The organism is Actinomycetaceae bacterium MB13-C1-2, assembly GCA_035621235.1.
Classification (GTDB): domain Bacteria; phylum Actinomycetota; class Actinomycetes; order Actinomycetales; family Actinomycetaceae; genus Scrofimicrobium.
Genome location: CP141731.1, coordinates 698541 through 715273, shown reverse-complemented (window position 1 = coordinate 715273; position 16733 = coordinate 698541). Strand labels below are relative to the sequence as shown.

General features: G+C 58.0%; 12 protein-coding genes. 5 read left to right on the top strand and 7 right to left on the bottom strand.

Annotated features, from left to right (window positions below):
- Positions 1 to 48 precede the first annotated feature (48 nt).
- A complete protein-coding gene (locus U6G28_03165; protein ID WRS30704.1) occupies positions 49 to 240 on the top strand; it encodes a hypothetical protein in 192 nt (63 codons plus the stop codon).
- Here U6G28_03165 and U6G28_03160 read toward each other — a convergent pair whose 3' ends face one another.
- Positions 241 to 1167, bottom strand: coding sequence for an HAD hydrolase family protein (locus U6G28_03160; GenBank protein ID WRS30703.1), 927 nt, complete (start codon positions 1165 to 1167; stop codon positions 241 to 243).
- Positions 1164 to 2450, bottom strand: a complete 1287-nt coding sequence (serS, locus tag U6G28_03155) for a serine--tRNA ligase (protein ID WRS30702.1) — start codon at positions 2448 to 2450, stop codon at positions 1164 to 1166. Before serS ends, U6G28_03160 begins: the two co-directional genes overlap by 4 nt.
- 89 nt (positions 2451 to 2539) lie before the next feature.
- On the opposite strand from serS, the gene U6G28_03150 reads away from it, so the two are divergent.
- A complete protein-coding gene (locus U6G28_03150; protein WRS30701.1) occupies positions 2540 to 3886 on the top strand; it encodes a diacylglycerol kinase family protein in 1347 nt (448 codons plus the stop codon).
- Between the two features lie 130 nt (positions 3887 to 4016).
- Here U6G28_03150 and pheA read toward each other — a convergent pair whose 3' ends face one another.
- The 3 genes from pheA to U6G28_03135 all read right to left on the bottom strand — a co-directional run bounded on the left by pheA (position 4017) and on the right by U6G28_03135 (position 7791).
- Positions 4017 to 5009 (bottom strand): prephenate dehydratase, encoded by a 993-nt coding sequence (pheA, locus tag U6G28_03145; GenBank protein WRS30700.1) that lies wholly within the window; start codon positions 5007 to 5009, stop codon positions 4017 to 4019.
- 92 nt (positions 5010 to 5101) lie between these two features.
- Positions 5102 to 7165 (bottom strand): DUF6541 family protein, encoded by a 2064-nt coding sequence (locus U6G28_03140; protein WRS30699.1) that lies wholly within the window; start codon positions 7163 to 7165, stop codon positions 5102 to 5104.
- A complete protein-coding gene (locus U6G28_03135; protein WRS31182.1) occupies positions 7162 to 7791 on the bottom strand; it encodes a DedA family protein in 630 nt (209 codons plus the stop codon). Before U6G28_03135 ends, U6G28_03140 begins: the two co-directional genes overlap by 4 nt.
- Positions 7792 to 8106: 315 nt before the next feature.
- Here U6G28_03135 and U6G28_03130 point away from each other — a divergent pair, with 315 nt between their 5' ends.
- Positions 8107 to 10770 (top strand): lysylphosphatidylglycerol synthase transmembrane domain-containing protein, encoded by a 2664-nt coding sequence (locus tag U6G28_03130; protein WRS30698.1) that lies wholly within the window; start codon positions 8107 to 8109, stop codon positions 10768 to 10770.
- Here the strand turns inward: U6G28_03130 and U6G28_03125 are convergent.
- Together U6G28_03125 and U6G28_03120 are read right to left on the bottom strand one after the other, a co-directional pair.
- Positions 10767 to 12497 carry an alpha/beta-hydrolase family protein gene (locus tag U6G28_03125; GenBank protein WRS30697.1) on the bottom strand — a complete coding sequence of 577 codons (1731 nt, stop codon included), beginning with the start codon at positions 12495 to 12497 and terminating at the stop codon, positions 10767 to 10769. The genes U6G28_03130 and U6G28_03125 overlap by 4 nt on opposite strands.
- An 87-nt stretch (positions 12498 to 12584) precedes the next feature.
- Positions 12585 to 13352, bottom strand: coding sequence for a class I SAM-dependent methyltransferase (locus tag U6G28_03120; protein WRS30696.1), 768 nt, complete (start codon positions 13350 to 13352; stop codon positions 12585 to 12587).
- A 221-nt stretch (positions 13353 to 13573) separates the two neighbouring features.
- Here U6G28_03120 and U6G28_03115 point away from each other — a divergent pair, with 221 nt between their 5' ends.
- The gene (locus U6G28_03115; protein WRS30695.1) at positions 13574 to 15118 is read left to right on the top strand and encodes a Re/Si-specific NAD(P)(+) transhydrogenase subunit alpha; all 1545 of its coding nucleotides are present in this window, start codon (positions 13574 to 13576) and stop codon (positions 15116 to 15118) included.
- Positions 15119 to 15129: 11 nt separating this feature from the next.
- Complete coding sequence (gene pntB, locus U6G28_03110) at positions 15130 to 16638, top strand: Re/Si-specific NAD(P)(+) transhydrogenase subunit beta (protein WRS30694.1); 1509 nt, start codon at positions 15130 to 15132, stop codon at positions 16636 to 16638.
- The last annotated feature ends 95 nt before the right edge of the window (positions 16639 to 16733 follow it).

Genomic DNA, 16733 nt, shown 5'->3' with positions numbered 1-16733 from the left:
ACTCGAACACTAAAGAGGTGCCCGCGATAGGCTTCTAGCATGTTTGGAATGGATGCCCAATCGGACGATCTAGTTGCCGCCGTGAATGACGCGGTGGGTAATCTGCCGTGGATCGTCCCAGTTCTACTGGTCGTGATGATCCTGACTGGGGTCGTGCTCTTAGTAGCGCGGTTGCGTGGTAACTCACGGGGGCCGGGCTGGGATCTGCGCTCGGCTAGTCGCGGACCCGGCCGAAAGTAACTAGAGGGTTTCTAACACTGCTTCCAGGACGGCTGCTGCTCCGTCGAAATCCACCGGACCCGTCTGTGCGTTGGCCGAGGCAACCACAACATCCGATGCTCCGCCCATCGCAACCCCGTGTCCGGCCCACTGCAACATCTCGATATCGTTGACACCGTCACCCAAAGCAATCGTGCCCTCATGGTTCACACCAAGTGAGTCGGCGAGTTCCTGCAGTCCGGTTGCCTTTGTGATCCCGCCCGGACAGATGTCGGCCCAAGCCGTCCAGCCCACCGCGACTTGAACATCGGCTAGCGGCAGGTCCCACAGCAACTTTTCAAAGTCATCCCGATCCATCCACGGTGCACGTGCAATCATGCGAGCGGTCGGCCTTGAGAGCATCTGGCCTATCGGTCGGACGATCTGTTCCGACATCATTTCCCCGAACGGGAATTTTCTGGACACCAGCATCCCCTCGGCTCCGTCATCAACCCCGATTAAGATCTCGGGTACAGCCTCAAAGATGACATCAGCAGAGGGCCGAGGATCAAATACGTGCTCAATCATCAACTCGGGCGTGTGACTGACAGGGTCGCTGCCACCCGCAGTTTCGCGGGTCCAATGAACCGTCTGCGCTCCGTTGGAAGATACCGAATAACCGTCTGGAAGTTCGAGAGCGGCAAACACTGGGCGTGTAGATGAGATCCCACGACCCGTTGCGATCACGATGTTTACGCCCGCGTCCAGTGCGTCCTGGACGGTGCGTTTCATCCGCTCTGTTGCCCCCTCAGCCGTCAGAAGGGTTCCGTCCACGTCAAGGGCAACGAGAATCTCTTGTGGCTTCTTCGGCAGATGGCCTGGTAGCGACGAGCGAGCGTGATCAAGGATGTCTTGATACGGGATACGAGGACCCTTATGTGGCGGGGGAACGAGGAGTGGATTACTCACTTGCCTCCCTCGGTAACTGGCTCCATGACCGAAAGGCCTCCGAGGTATGGGCGGAGTGCTTCGGGGACGTTGACGGAGCCGTCGGCGTTCTGATGATTTTCAAGTAGAGCGACTAGCCAGCGCGTGGTCGCGAGGGTTCCGTTCAGGGTGGCGACGGTCTCTAGGCCCTCCTCGCGGCGCTCGCGGATGGAAAGTCGGCGTGCCTGGAAAGTGGTGCAGTTTGAAGTGGAGGTGACCTCCATCCACCGTTCCTGCGTTGGAAGCCATGCCTCACAATCGAACTTGCGAGCAGCGGACGAGCCGAGATCCCCGGTTGCAGTGTCGATTACGCGGTAGGGAAGCTCTACTTTGGCGAGCATCTCCTCTTCCATAGCGAGTAGTCGCTTATGCTCTTCTTCCGCGTCTTCGGGATGAACGTAGCTAAACATTTCCACTTTGTTGAACTGGTGGACTCGGATTATGCCGCGCGTGTCCCGACCTGCGGCTCCGGCTTCGCGACGGTAGCAGGTTGACCAGCCGGCGTAGCGAAGCGGACCGTTTGAAAGGTCGATTATCTCGCTTTCGTGATAGCCAGCGAGAGCAACTTCAGAGGTTCCGACCAGATAGAGGTCGTCTGCAGGTAGGTAATAGATTTCGTCAGAGTGAGCACCGAGAAAGCCTGTTCCCTGCATGATCTCTGGTTTCACTAGCGTTGGAGTGATCTGCAGAGTGAAACCGGCGCTGGTTGCCTGGTCGACAGCCATTGACAGCAACGCCAGCTCCAGCCGTGCTCCGATGCCGGAGAGGTAATAGAAACGTGAGCCGGAGACCTTTGCGCCGCGCTTGACGTCAATGGCACGCAAGCCTTCACCCAGCTCCAGGTGGTCCTTGGGCGTGAATCCTTCCGCCGCGAAATCGCGGGGCTTTGGACCTTCATGACGAAGGACTTGGAAATCATCCGGGCCGCCGATGGGGGCCTTATCTGATACGAGGTTCGAAATCTGGAGCGAGAGTTCGCGAACCTGAGACCCCAGAGCATCCGACTGCTCTTCGGCCTCCTTGACCTTCTGGGCGAGCTCCTTGGCGGCGGCGAGAATAGCGGGGCGCTCTTCGGCCGAGACCTTTCCGATCTGCTTTGATACTCGCTTCTGTTCGGCCCGCATAGACTCGAAGTTCTGAAGCGCTGTCCTCCACTCGGCATCGGCCTGAACAAGGCGGTCAACGACCTCGGGATCTTCGCCTCGGCGAGCCTGTGATTCACGCACAGTATCGGGGGTATCCCGGAGAATTCGAACATCAATCATGCATCAATCGTACCCGGCGAGGTTTGTGGGCTAGTTCGGTGGTCAAGCACTCAGGGATAAAGCTCACGTTCGCCGCTACGCTCGTACCTATGAGCACAGGTGTAATCGCGGCACTGAGCGTCCTTGGATCAATTGTCCTGGTCGCAGTCGGCACGTTCTTCGTCATGGCCCACATGGCAGAGAGGCGCAGGGCGTTCCTCAATGCCAAGCCTTCCGCTACCGCGAATAAGTCCGACATGGCGGGCCGGGCCTGGGTAATCGTGAATCCGACGAAGGTTGGGTCATACGCGGAGTTCCAACAGAAGGTCAGCAACGCGGTGATTCTGGCAACCGGACGTCCGGCGATGTGGATTGAGACGACTGTCGAGGACCCGGGCACGGGCCAAGCCATCGAAGCCCTGAAATATCGGCCCTCACTGGTTATGGCTGCTGGGGGAGATGGGACGGTCCGCGCAGTTGCAGCGGGAATGGCACACTCCCGCGTTCCGATGGCGCTGTTGCCGATGGGAACCGGAAATCTTCTTGCCAGGAATATTGGTGTTCCCCTTGACCTCGATAAGGCACTAGATACGGCGCTTGAGCCGGTCTCAAGAAGAATGGACCTTGCCTGGTTGCGTCTTGAGCGCGTCTCCGTCGCCTCGGATCTTCCCGCTGAAGGGGATCTGTTGCGCAGGGCCGGGGCAAGTGCTGTGCGTGTCCTTCCAGACGGAGTGAATGAACCTGCTAAAGACGAGTACGCCTACACGGTAATCGCGGGTGTCGGTTTCGATGGGCAGACAATGGTGGACACCGACCCGTCACTGAAAAAGTGGATCGGGTGGACCGCGTATGTGTTGGCTGCGCTAAAGTCTTTGCGGATCGAGCGAATGAAAGCCACGGTAACCGTCTTTCACAAGGAGGGCGAAAGTGCTGGTGACTTCAAGTCGAGGCGCAGCGCTCCGATTCCCAAAGCGGTCGAAACAGCCGTAAGACAGTCTCACACGCTCGGTGCTGATAAGGGCGTTTCCCCGGCACTCAAGAAAGAAGAAACCTGGGACATGACAGGAGTCCGCGCCAGAACCATCCTGTTCGCAAACTGCGGAGTCTTACCCTTCGCAGTCCTTGCTCCCGACGCCTCCATCGATGATGGAAAGATGGACCTGATCGCTCTCGACACCCGCGCAGGACTTCTTGGATGGAGCTATCTGACCATCAAGGTTGCCGGGCAGAGCGTTGGGCTTAAGCCCATTAATCTCAAGAATGACCTCGGCGCCATTCAGTTCAGGCAGACCTCCTCAGCGCGGGTAGATATCTCGAAGGCCTATCCGGTGCAGGTAGATGGTGACCCCGTAGGGGAGGCAAGGACCGTTAGCGTTCGTGTTGACAAGGGCGCGCTGATTGTCCGCGCCCCGAAGAATACAGCCGGGGCAATTCCGGACGAGGATCGGCGGATCTAGGGATTGCTCCAGCTACTCCAGCCACCTCTTCTGGTTTGCCAATCAGATAGGGGAACAACACGCCGCAAAAAGGGCGGCGAAAAGTCCCCTATCTGATTGGCAAACCAGAAGAGGAAAGAAGAGGAACTAGCTACTTCGCCAATAGCGACCTTATCCAAGCCCTTGCGTCCACGAAGTCCTGGTCGTTGGTCCCGCGCTGGACTTCTGCCCGGATTCCATCAACTCGCGGGTACGATCCCAGATACGTTACCTTCGGGCAGGTTCGATGCAGACCGATGAGCGCCGCCTGCACCCGCTCCTCGGCGATGTGTCCAGCGATATCGATCGAGAAGGCATAGTGTCCGAACTCCCCACCGATTGGGCGTGATTCGATCCGGGACAGGTTGACCCCTCTTACGCTGAACTGCTCAAGCATCGAAAGCAGTGCGCCGGCTTCATCGTTCGGTAACTCGACCTGAATCGTTGTTTTGTCTGCTCCGGTCACCGGGGGTGTAGGCCCCGGCTGGGAGACCATAATGAAACGAGTTACGGCACCGCGGTTATCAGCCACGTCTTCCTGCAGAGCGACCAGTCCGTAGCGTTCCACTGAGGTTGCGTTGCACAGTGCTGCCTCGAAGGGAAGTTCCCCTGTGTCGTCGGCCATTGACCCAAGCAACTCGGGGCCAGCCGCAGTGCTGGTGGTGGGAACATGAATGACGCCTGGAAGGTGCTCTTCGGCCCAGCCTCGGCACTGGGCCCAGGCATGCGGATGAGTTCCAACCCGCTTGACATCGGTCATGGTCGTGCCCGGAAGTGCGGCCAAAACGAATCTGACGGGGACCAGCATTTCTGCAACGATCGTTAGTTCTCCGTCTTTGGACAGTGCATCAATCGTTGCGTTGACCCCGCCCTCAATCGAGTTCTCGATGGGCACAACCGCACGGTCTACCTGACCGTCGTGAACCATCTTCAAAGCCTTGGCTGCAGAGGTTACTGGAACCAGTTCAGCGCCCGCGGGTGCGACCTTCCAAACTGCCTGCTCGGTGAAGGTGCCGAACGGTCCGAGAAACGCGATGAGCATGTTCTCGCCGACAGGGGGCGGCCCTGGCACGTTCGTAGGTGCCATCTTGGTGGAATCGTGCATACTTGCTCCAGTTCGCAGGTTCGGGGTTTGGGACCCTGATCTGTAAGGCAACCCCAGGTTACGACTCTTTTGTTGCCGGGGCGCTGAGTGTTCTAATCGCAGGCCGTGATTCGGTAGAGCCGCGCCTGGTCGCCCTCCGCGACTAACTCGAAACCTTCACTGGTATCGACGTTGTAGAGGCCGGGTGCCCGATCTGCGCGTAGACGGGAGTAGTAGTAGCCGTCCGGGTACTGATAGAAATGAGTGATTCCCTCTTTCTTCACGACCTCGCACACCACTGGATCAGTGGTTATCTGATCGAATTGCTGAAGCAGGATCTCCTGGGATTCACTATCTTGGTTTACCAGGGTCAACTGGGGGAAGTATGCGCGGCGTTGTCCAATCATCTGCGAGTACATCGCCCCGGCCTGAGGATCCCCAAGAACAATCGCGTCTTCGGGTAGCAGCGTCGGAAGCTCCCGCATCATGTCCAAAACTCCCTGGGTCGCCATTCCCGGCTTGCCAAGGCGGGTCGGATCCATGACAGACTTGGCGGCCGCAATTCGTCCGTCAAGTCCGCCTCCGAGCGAGCCGACCAGTAGAACGAGGGCGAGGAGTGCTCCGATTGCGGACTCCGAGTCCGCTACATTTTGCTCGCTCGTCTTTCTCCACAGATGAGCCAGTCCAAGGACAACCCACTGCGTTCCGACTGCGGCCAGGATTACGAGGGGAACTGACATGGCCTCCATAATTCTTCGACCGTCAGAAAACCACGGCCCGACAATCCACTTCCTGATTGCCCAGTTTGGCCCGTAGGCGAAAAACACCAGGGTCAGGTAGAGTCCCCACGACCAGATCGGCCAGGCAACTGGACGAACCGCCCCCTTCCATCTGGCCCATTTCCGGTCCGTGTACCTGGCTAGAACAATCCAAACTGAACCCGCGGCCGCAAGAGCAGTGAGGATCGTAGAAGTGATCGGGACGCCCAGATTACTCGGGAAGGGCGGTGTCGGGACGAAGACCTGTGAGAGTGCTGTCTGGATTCCCACGCCCTTACGGTTGTAGTTGCGCATTGACTCGACTTCGGGAGTCAGGTGTACCGCGACCACGACACCGACCGCCGCGATGACAGCGAGAACAACGATGATTATGGTGCGGTAGTCGCGTGATCGGGACGCCCAGCAAACCACTGCTACGGCGCCGGCAATTGCCGCCGGAGCCAAGAAAAAGAGCAGGTTGAAAGCCACAACAGGATGCGCCTGAATACCTCCGTACAGTGCAACCAGGGTGAGGATGACCGTGGGAAACAGATCTCGCCATCGGTTTGCACGCCCCTGGAACAAAGCGACCAGCTGTCTTCCAGCGAGAATCGCGATTGCGGCTATCCCCGGGAGCAAGGCAACGGACATTGCGTTCGGTGTTTGCTGGTACGCGGTCAGCGCGTCAGCCGGCATCGAGGGAAGAACGCCGGCGATGATTGGCGCTGCCAGTGCAGTAATTCTCGTTGGGAAGAGAAACCGGGTGAGGGCGGCGATGGTGATTATCCAGAGCGCCATCAATGCCAGTGAGCAGGCGTTACTTGCCTGGACGGTCGTGGGACCGGTGGCGAAGAGCGCGGTGAAGGCGTGCCACCCAATGGGGTACTCCTTCGAGGCCGCCCCTCCGTAGTTCGATGCAAGACCCTCGCCGGGGGACGCAATGCCCTCCTGCGTTATGGCCCAGACCCCGTTCATGTGGAACGAGGGGTCCCACTGCTGAACCGGATTGATCGGAGGCGCAGCCACTATCATCGGGATGGCTGCCAGGATCCAGCCGACCAGACACGCGATAGAAATGGCTGCGGCTCGGGGAAGGAAGAGTGACCGAGCTCGGTCACTTATCGGCGTTGACATTCGCCCCGTGCGCCAGAGCCAAACGTAGAGTGCGGCCCCGGTCAAGCCGATAACCGCGATAACGGGGAGGACTCGGCCACCGGACCAGAACCATCCACAGGCCCGCCAAATAACGCTCAATAACCAGATCAGTGTCGTTGTCACTGCGGGTGCTGCGGCGATGGCCACAACTGCAGGAATACGCGCCAGACGGAGCCAGAAATAGGACGCGCCAAACCAGCACGCGACCATCGCGGCTACCAGAGGCAGTAGCGCGATCCAGTCAGGAAACCACTGGAGGGTCACGGCCGCTCAGTTTCCCCGTCCGAAACGGTCACTATGACCGGGTCGGGCTCTTCCTCGTTCGTTTTCTTAGCCCGTCTCCGCTGCAGGAACCACTCCATGAACATCGGCACAACCGAAACGAAGACAATCAGCAGGACTATGACAGAGAGGTTGTCGTGGATGAATTCGACTCCCCCTAGGGCCGAGCCGAGCCAGGTGATGCCTCCGCCCCAAATAACAGAACCGAGGGTATTAAAGAAGACGAATCGTCCATAGGGGAACTTGGCGATTCCCGCCGCGAGCGGCACGTATGTGCGAACAAACGGAACGAATCGACCGATGATCAGGGCTCGGCCACCGTACTTGGTGAAGAAGGCTTCGGCCTGATGAAGATACGCGGTTTTGAGGAACCGAGCGTCGTCCTTGAAGAGGCTTCGTCCCCATTTATGACCGATCCAGTAGCCGATCTGAGCCCCAAGAAACGCCGAAATGAGGATTACCCCGATTAGGACCCACATATTGAGTCCCAGCGAGATATGCAGCAACCCGGCGGCGAAGATCAAGGAGTCTCCGGGCAGTACTGGGAACAAGACCCCGGACTCGATGAAAACAATGACGGCCACACCAACCAGGACCCAGGGTCCCATGGCGATCAGCAGATCGCTGGGGTCCTTGAACCAGCCAATGACGGTTTGCCACCAGGACTGTCCTCCCGGATCGGTCGCGGCAGGGAGCAGGGAGTAGGCGATAAGGGTAAGTCCGGTCACTTCGTGTGCGGTCCTGTTCGGTATTCGTCGATATGTCGATATTAGGTAGGGCCTGGATCGGATTGGTTTCCGCAGACCAGCCTATCTGCGCATATGCTACGTGGAATAGGTGCAAGCAAATTGAATGCGATCTCTCAGCGGGTTCCCAGAGGGGGCACTGGGCGCACAATCCGATGCAACACTAAGCTTGAGCATATGTCAGACCAGGCCGAAGTCTCCTCTGAGGAAGAGGAAGTCGATGCGCTCATCCAGGATGAGGACGCCCTCGACCTGGTCCGAGTGGACGAATCCGGGGAAGAGCGCGGGTCCATCACGGGCGGCCCCGACCTAATAACTCAGCGCCGTTTGGCGACCCCGGTTCTGGTTTCAGACCGAATTCCGGTGAGGCAGCGTCGATTCGAAGACATCGTTGAAGCGGTCGCGACTCTGTTTGGAATAGCTTTCGTGGTCCTGGTCAACATCTATGCCAGCTCAACGACCCAGGGAGTCGAGAAAGACATCACCAATGCGCTGGGTGAAGTCCTAAAACAGGTCCTATTCATGCCGCTCAGTGTGCTTGAGGGGCTGTTTGTTATTGCGGCTCCCCTGGCCCTGATGATCTCGCTACTTCGACGCGGCGAGCTAGCGTCCATTATCAAGACGGTGATTACGGGTGTAGTCTCGGCTCTTCTCGCATGGGGACTCTTGTTACTGATTCCCTTGTTGCCAAGCGCCGTCAGCGCGGCTTTTGTCATTGAGACCGGCACGGGTCAGTTGAACTCGGTCAACGCCGTTTTTGTTGTAATCATTGCAATGCTGACCATCGCCGGCACCTCAAACAGCTCGACTTCCATTCGACTGTCTTGGTGGGGCGTGTGGATCCTGCTTTTCTTTTCACTGGTTCGCGGTACGGAGACTCTTCCAGGAATTCTGATAACCGTCCTTCTTGGAAGGCTTTTTGGATCGGTGGCTCGCTGGGTGGCGGGATTTGATGATGGTCGGGCCGGTCCGACGAATCTGGTCGATGCCTGTCTGGATGTTGGCCTGACTCCGACGCGAATTGTTCGCAGTGATCTCAACACCAGTGAAGAGCCTCTTGAGACTTGGAAGGTAAGCGAAAGCGATCAGACCCCGGATTTCCGGCGCGGACAGATCAACCCTCCGCTGACTGCGATAACGGCCGAAGCAGCGCAGACCAGTTTCCATATCACTCCGCAGTTCAATCAGGGGCGAGGGCGCCTTTACCAGATCTGGCTCACTGATGGACTCCAGCTTGATTTGCACGTCTCTGACCCGGAAGCATCGATAGTGGCCCTCGCTGCGGATATCTGGGAAAACATTCGATTGAAGGGGATCTCTCGCTGGATCAGCACCGGGCTGAAGCCAAGTGTTGAACGGTCGATGCTTACGGCTGCGTCGGCTGCATCGGCAGGGGTGAGAACTCCTCGTCCTCTTGCGCTCGCGGAGGCGGGCAGTTCGGTGGCCGTCGTCTGGGAGACGCTACCTCCCGTAGCAAGTCTTTTTGATCTGGTTGATAACGGAGTGGACATCTCAGACGACATGCTTGACCAGGCATGGAGTCAACTGCAAGACGCCCACGATCGGGACATCTGTCATCGTGATCTTGACCGAGATTCGATTCGTGTCGACTCCGCGATGAATGTTTGGATCGTCGACTGGAGTCAGGGCGACTTAGGTAGTGGTGGCACCGCACGAATGATCGACTGTGCGCAGATGCTCGTTCACCTCTCCCTAGTGACGAGTCCAGAGCGAGCTATTGCGTCGGCTCTTCGACAGATTGGTCCGGCCAAGCTTCTTTCGACCGGACTGGTGCTTCAAAGTGCGGTTCTTCCATCGGATATTCGCCCGATGATTCGCCGCACCGGAGTTTTGGACACTCTTCGCGATCAACTGTCCCAGATCGCACCCACATCCAAGGCGCCTGAACCGATGAAGGTTCAACGCTTTGCCCCACGTACGGTCCTGATGACAGTCCTCGGTGCGACCGCTCTGGTCGCGGTGTTTGGCGGTCTCAACTTCAACGCGGTTGTCGATGCCGTCACGAAGGCGAATCCCTGGTGGATTCTTGTAGCATTCGGATTTGGTTGTCTGCCCTGGATTGGTGCGGCCATTCCTCTGGTCGCCTTCTCTCCGAAGAAGATTAGTTTGTGGGAGACAACTCTGGCGCAGATGGCAGGATCGATTGTCGCTCTGGTGGCTCCCGCAGGTCTTGGACCGGCAGCCGCAAGTATTCGCTTTTTGAACAAGCAGAAGATTGCAACCCCCGTGGCAGTCGCGACGGTGACCTTGGTTCAGGTGAGCCAGTTCCTGACATCCGTGATTCTACTGATTGTTGTGGTTGTTGCTACCGGAACCTCGTTGAACCTGAATTTGCCCACCACCACGATAATTTGGGTCTTCGCGGCCATTGTTACGGTCTTGGCGGCAGCCTTCGCAATCCCGAAGGTACGGCGTTGGATTATTTCGACCGTGGAGCCGTACTGGAATCAGGCATACCCGCAACTTCTTTGGATACTAGGACATCCGAAGGAACTGGGCATCGCGTTCCTTGGTAACCTCTTGATGAATATCGGATACATTGCGGCTTTCGGTTTCTCGCTGGCCGCTTTTGGCATGCAGCTGAACGTAGTGAGTTTGTCGATTACCTACCTGATCTCGACGACTCTCGGTTCGTTGGTCCCGAGCCCCGGTGGTATCGGACCCGTTGAGGCCGCACTAACTGCGGGTCTTCAGGTGGCTGGCATCCCAGCGGCCGTTGCGCTGTCTACCGCGGTGGTGTTCCGTTTGGTCAGCTTCTACGGGCGCCTTCCTATCGGCTGGATCGCATTGCGTCACTGTGAGAAGAAGGGTCTGCTTTAGAGATCGGTCGGGGGCGGTCCGAGGCTCTTGTGATACTTCTTGAGGTCAGTTTCGATCGCTGCGGCGATTAGTTCCCTCATCTCAGGGGTGATCCAGTCCCCGCTGGGGATCCTTCCCTGAGCGGTCGGTTCATCTAGCCCTAGGATCTTCATCCAGACGTTCAATAGTTCGCCGTGATATGTATGCCCGTGTCCGGCGGGGGCTAGGCCGGCAACCGGTAGGTCTGTAATGACCTGGAATAGGGTCGCAATCGGGGTGTACTTCATGGCTGGGGATACGTCGGGACCAACTCTCTCGCGCAGCCAGTCTGGCTCACGGAATGCGAGTGTTGGCGAATATCGAACCACCGGGTCCGAGGCGTGTTGAACAAAGACCGTCCGCGGGTAGTGCCATTTGCCGTACTCGCGCCCGAACAGGTCCGACTCAAGATCTTCTGGGCGCGTGATGAACCGGACGTGTTTTCCCGAGTCGACCACAGGCGCAACCTCAGGACTGCCCTTCTGTCGGGCAGAGGTCAAACGAAGCGACAGGTTAGACGAGTTTGGTGAACCAACCCAGATTGCGCCATCTGTTCGATTGCGCAGATCAACCTCGTCCTCAAACGCCGCCTGGGAACCGTAGGCACCGAGTGATTCTCCGGCGACGACTAGCAGCGGACGACGGTCCTCAGGAAGCTTGAGGACTTCTTTCTCCACCTCTTCGAACAATGCACGTCCTGCATCCGCGCACGGCGTCAGGTCAGAGACCATCATGGCAGCAGAGAATAAATACGAGTACTGGATGGAGACCACGGCGCAGTCCCCGTCGGTCATGTACTCGAGGGGTTGGCAGACCCACTCGTCCACCCAGCCTGATCCCGTGGCAGTGTAAACGACCAGTACGGATCGGTTCAGTCCGCCTGCTCGTTTGAGTTCTTCAACAGCCTTGACGGCGAGGGGACGAGGGTCTTTCTCACCCTTGGGTAAGCCAACATAGACGCGCACGGGCTCCATCGCCGGGCGGCCCGTGACTTCGGTGATTTCTTCTGCGGATGGTCCGAAGCCGAGGAAGAGTCGCCCCTGTCCTCCGATGGAATCCCAGGTACTCGACGATTCGGGGGAACCGGATCGTTCAGGGACCGTTGGAACTCTGAGGTGAGCGTTGCTTCTATCGTTGAGGCTCTGGGCAGCTCTGGCGAAATAGGCCATGATTAGCTTGAAAACTACCTTGTTAGAGACCACCAGAACCAGCACAGTAACGGTTATGAGGGCAATGGCCCAAGAGGCAAGCGAGGGAAGCCATCGGTCAAGTATTGCAACCAGCAGAATAAAGATGTTTTTTAGCAGGTAGACGATAGCCATTGTGGCGGCGAACATGACCGCGGTCGCCAGTAGAGCTAGCAGGTACTCACCGAAGCTGACAGGTTTGATTCCCACGACTTGAGCGGCACGTTTCGAAGATAAGAAGGCGCGTGTGCACATCCAAATGGTCCATGCCAGTACCAGGATGACGATGATCCATCTCAGCGCGTCAAATAGTTCGGGCGGCCCGACAAGTCGTACCCCGGTTTCATCGGCGATCCACTGAACGAACTCGGTCAGCGCCCATCCAATCGAGTATCCGAGCGCGGCAAATGGGCCGGAAGCCAAACCGTGGTACCACCAGCGCCTAGGAAGCAACGAGGGGGAGGCGGAGATGGCATAAAAGACGAGTGCAAGTAGCACGCCGAGAAGCGGCACTTGCGTCATTTGTTTCCTCCGATCATTTCGCCCGGTAAGAGCCTAGCGTCATAAGGACGATGAATCCCACGCGACCGACGGTAGATGTCACGGTTCTCAAATCCGGGTGGCGGTCCAGATGAACGTTCGATAGGGGAGTTCAATTGGTTCATGAGGGTGGAAACCGAGACGTTCATACAAGTACCAGTTCAGGTTCCCTTGCATCTTGAGGCGGCCATCGGGGCTTGATCGCAGGTACGAACTTCGGGTTCGTCCCAGCTCCATGACCTGTTCGGGAGTCTGAATATCGGTCCACTCGACGATCGTGCCTCGTGGATCGGTGAACTTAGGTCCCAAGTCGGGTGGCTTCTGGCGGGCAAGTACGTCCCCGGAACGCATTATGCGAGTAAGTCGGTGTACCCAGGGTTTGCGCACGTCGAGCTGGTTCCACAACGCTGCGGCCACTCCACCCGGGCGGAGAAGGCGAGCAGCTTCCTCGGTGGCTTGCGGTGTGTCAAACCAGTGAAAGCACTGCGCCCAGGTGATCAGGTCAGCCTGCTGAGGGGGAAGGCCGGTGTCTTCGGCCAGACCCTCAACCACCCGCGTCTTGGTTTCCTTGACCCAGGGTTGACTTTCTAGTGCTGATCGCATCGCTTTTGATGGCTCAACCGCACAGGTTCGATAGCCGTGTTCAGCCAGGAGCCTTGTTAGTTGCCCGCTTCCCGCGCCAATATCGATTACGGATACTTCCTCGTGATTCCCAACCGTATCTTGCAACACCTTGAGCGCTTCTGAAGGGTAACTGGGGCGGAGGCGGAGGTATGACGCTGCGCCCTCGTCATCTAGATCGCGGATGAACGCGTTGTCGTGATCTGCTGTGATCAAGACGAACGCCTAATTGGTGATACGGGCGTCCTACTCAAGGCGAAGCAACGTAACGAGGTGATCACTAGACCAGGGTAGTGTGCGGGTCTCGTTTCGGCATAGGTGGGGAGCATGTCACCAACCGATCTCGTTATTGGGCTACGACGCGGGGGAACGCCTATCATAAGCAAGGCATGAGTTAGAGCTCCTGGCGGCGGGAGACTCTTATCAAAGGAGAATCTATGCGGATTGGCGTCCCAGCGCAGGGGGCAAATCAGCCTCTTGTAGCTGCAACACCCGACACCGTGACTAAACTTCAGAAACTCGGTTACGAGGTTTGTGTTGAGTCCGGCGCTGGCGAGCGGTCCAGTTATCCCGACTATCAGTATGAGGAGGCTGGGGCCGTGGTCGTTGATCGCGCTGCCGCCCTGGGTTCTGACATCGTTCTTGCACTAGACGAACCCACTGGGGCAGACATCGAGGCCTTCCACGGCGGCACGGTGCTGATCTCGAGGTTGGCCCCGTCGCGCAATCCGGAACTTGTGAAGAGACTGGCTACGGCGGACATTACGGCCCTGGCCATGGACACGGTCCCGCGCATTTCGCGAGCTCAGGCGATGGATGTGCTCTCCTCACAGGCGAACGTTGCCGGTTATCGCGCGGTGATCGAAGCCGCGAATGAGTTCGGCAGACTGTTCACAGGTCAGGTTACCGCGGCCGGCAAGATGCCCCCGGCGAAGGTGTACGTAATCGGCGCTGGCGTCGCGGGCCTGGCTGCCATCGGTACGGCCAGTTCAATGGGAGCGGAGGTGTTCTCCACCGATGTGCGGCCTGAGGTCGCCGAGCAAGTGCAGTCGATGGGTGCCAGGTTCGTTCCTCTTGCCGAGGTGAAGCAAGAGTCGACTGACGGATACGCTCGCGCGTTGACCGAGGACGAACTCAAGGCGGCTAATCAGGTCTACGCTAAGCAGTCGGCCGAATCGGACATTATCGTCACCACTGCAAACGTCCCTGGTCGTAAATCGCCCATTCTCCTTGACGATGAGGCCATCGCCGCGATGAAGCCGGGTTCGGTCATCGTTGATATGGCTGCGGCAAACGGGGGAAACACGACACAGACAGTACCGGGCGAGCGCTTCGTTACCGCGAACGGTGTCACGATCATCGGATTGACGGATTTGGCGGGTCGGCTCCCAACTCAGTCATCACAGCTTTACTCGCAGAACATCGTCAACCTCCTGAAGTTGATGACACCCGAGAAGGACGGGGAACTGGTCCTAGATCTTGATGACGAGATCGTTCGAACCATTACCGTTACTCACGATCGTGAGGTACTGTTTCCGCCGCCCCCGATCAAGGTATCGGCAGCGACACCAGCCGAAATCGATGACGTGGCTAAGCACGCGGCACTTGCTGCAGCCGAGGCCGACTCGAAGGCGAGGAAGAAGAGGTTTAACCTCATCGGGGGTTCGCTCGCTGTGCTACTCGGAGTAGCCCTAGTCTTGGCTACGCCCGCCTCCGCGCTCGGTCACTACATGGTGTTCGCGCTGGCGATTGTCGTGGGCTTCTACGTGATCACCGGGGTGGCGCACTCGCTGCACACACCTCTGATGTCGGTGACAAACGCGATCTCGGGCATCATCCTGGTGGGTGCCATATCGCAGATTGGAACCGACAATCTGGCGGTGACGATTCTTAGCTTCCTTGCGATAACGGTCGCTTCCATCAACATCTTTGGTGGATTCAGAGTTACCGGTCGCATGCTGACAATGTTCCAGAAGGGCTAGGCGAGAAAACAATGACTAATATTTTTCTGACGCTGGCGATGGTCCCCCTGGATCATGTTGATCTTCCGGGTGGGGCGGACAATGTTGCAACCCCCGAGTACTGGACTGTGCACTTCGTAAAGCTCGCATATCTGATTGCGGCAATCCTGTTTATCCTGTCGCTGCGAGGCCTATCGACGCACGAGTCGTCCCGTCGAGGCAACCATTTTGGTGTTCTTGGTATGACGATCGCGCTAGCTGCCACCATTTTGGCTGCCCTGTCGTCAGGACCAGCCCGAGGGGTCTTGGTTACGGCTCTGCTAATTGCGGTGGCAATGATCATCGGAGCCATGATCGGCCTGTGGCGCGCTCAGAAGGTTGAGATGACGGGCATGCCGGAACTCATCGCTTTGCTGCACAGCTTCGTCGGCCTGGCAGCCGTTCTGGTCGGCTATAACTCCTTCATCGCTCCTGATCCTGCGTCCGCCGCTCTGGGAGGGTTCCACGCGGGCGAGGTCTTCCTGGGTGTTTTCATCGGCGCGGTCACGCTGACCGGATCGATCGTTGCGTTCCTTAAGCTCTCCGGACGTGTTTCGGGAGCGCCGCTGACGCTCCCCGGTCGTAACTGGCTGAACCTCGGAGCAATCCTCATTTCAGTCGGCCTGATGGTCTGGTTCATTGCGGTTCACGAAAGCTCCATTGCCTGGATTCCATTCATCGTGATGACCGTGATCGCGCTACTGCTCGGAGTCCACCTTGTTGCCGCGATCGGCGGCGGTGACATGCCGGTTGTGGTGTCGATGCTGAACTCGTACTCAGGCTGGGCTGCAGCAGCGGCGGGCTTCATGCTCGGTAATGACCTATTGATTATTGTTGGGGCGCTTGTTGGCTCCTCGGGTGCCTTCCTTTCGTACATTATGTGCCGTGCGATGAACCGCTCGTTTATCTCGGTGATTCTGGGCGGGTTCGGATCGGCCGATTCATCTGGCCCGGCGGCCGAGGAAGATGGGGAGTACCGCGAGATCAATGCAGAGCAGGTTGCGGCGTTGCTGGATGGTTCACGCAGGGTCGTAATCACACCGGGCTACGGCATGGCTGTTGCTCAGGCGCAGTATCCGGTCGCGGAACTGACTCAGGCACTACGTGACAAGGGCGTGGACGTGACTTTCGGAATTCATCCGGTCGCTGGTCGCCTCCCGGGGCACATGAACGTGCTATTGGCGGAAGCCAAAGTTCCATATGACGTCGTCCTAGAGATGGACGAGCTCAACGAGGACTTCGAGGACGTGGACGTGGTACTGGTCATCGGGGCGAACGACACCGTGAACCCCGCAGCCGAGGAGCCCGGTTCACCGATTGCGGGAATGCCGGTTCTGAAGGTGTGGGATGCGCAGAACGTGGTTGTCTTCAAGCGGTCGATGGCAACCGGGTACGCCGGGGTGCAAAACCCGTTGTTCTTTAACGAGAACACGCAGATGCTGTTCGGGGACGCCAAGGACTCAGTGGACAAGATCCTGCAGGCAGTGAGGGTAGGCGTCTAGCAACTCTCCTGGTTTTCCAATCAGATAGGGGCCCAACACGCCGATGAAGTCGGTCGAGTTGGGCCCCTATCTGATTGGAAACTTGCGGGGCCGGT

Excerpts from the sequence above, each read along its gene's own strand:
- U6G28_03165 (WRS30704.1), top strand. The coding sequence starts at position 49 with ATGGATGCCCAATCGGACGATCTAGTTGCCGCCGTGAATGACGCGGTG.
- serS (WRS30702.1), bottom strand. The coding sequence starts at position 2,450 with ATGATTGATGTTCGAATTCTCCGGGATACCCCCGATACTGTGCGTGAA.
- U6G28_03150 (WRS30701.1), top strand. The coding sequence starts at position 2,540 with ATGAGCACAGGTGTAATCGCGGCACTGAGCGTCCTTGGATCAATTGTC.
- pheA (WRS30700.1), bottom strand. The coding sequence starts at position 5,009 with ATGCACGATTCCACCAAGATGGCACCTACGAACGTGCCAGGGCCGCCC.
- U6G28_03135 (WRS31182.1), bottom strand. The coding sequence starts at position 7,791 with ATGGGACCCTGGGTCCTGGTTGGTGTGGCCGTCATTGTTTTCATCGAG.
- U6G28_03130 (WRS30698.1), top strand. The coding sequence starts at position 8,107 with ATGTCAGACCAGGCCGAAGTCTCCTCTGAGGAAGAGGAAGTCGATGCG.
- U6G28_03125 (WRS30697.1), bottom strand. The coding sequence starts at position 12,497 with ATGACGCAAGTGCCGCTTCTCGGCGTGCTACTTGCACTCGTCTTTTAT.
- U6G28_03115 (WRS30695.1), top strand. The coding sequence starts at position 13,574 with ATGCGGATTGGCGTCCCAGCGCAGGGGGCAAATCAGCCTCTTGTAGCT.
- pntB (WRS30694.1), top strand. The coding sequence starts at position 15,130 with ATGACTAATATTTTTCTGACGCTGGCGATGGTCCCCCTGGATCATGTT.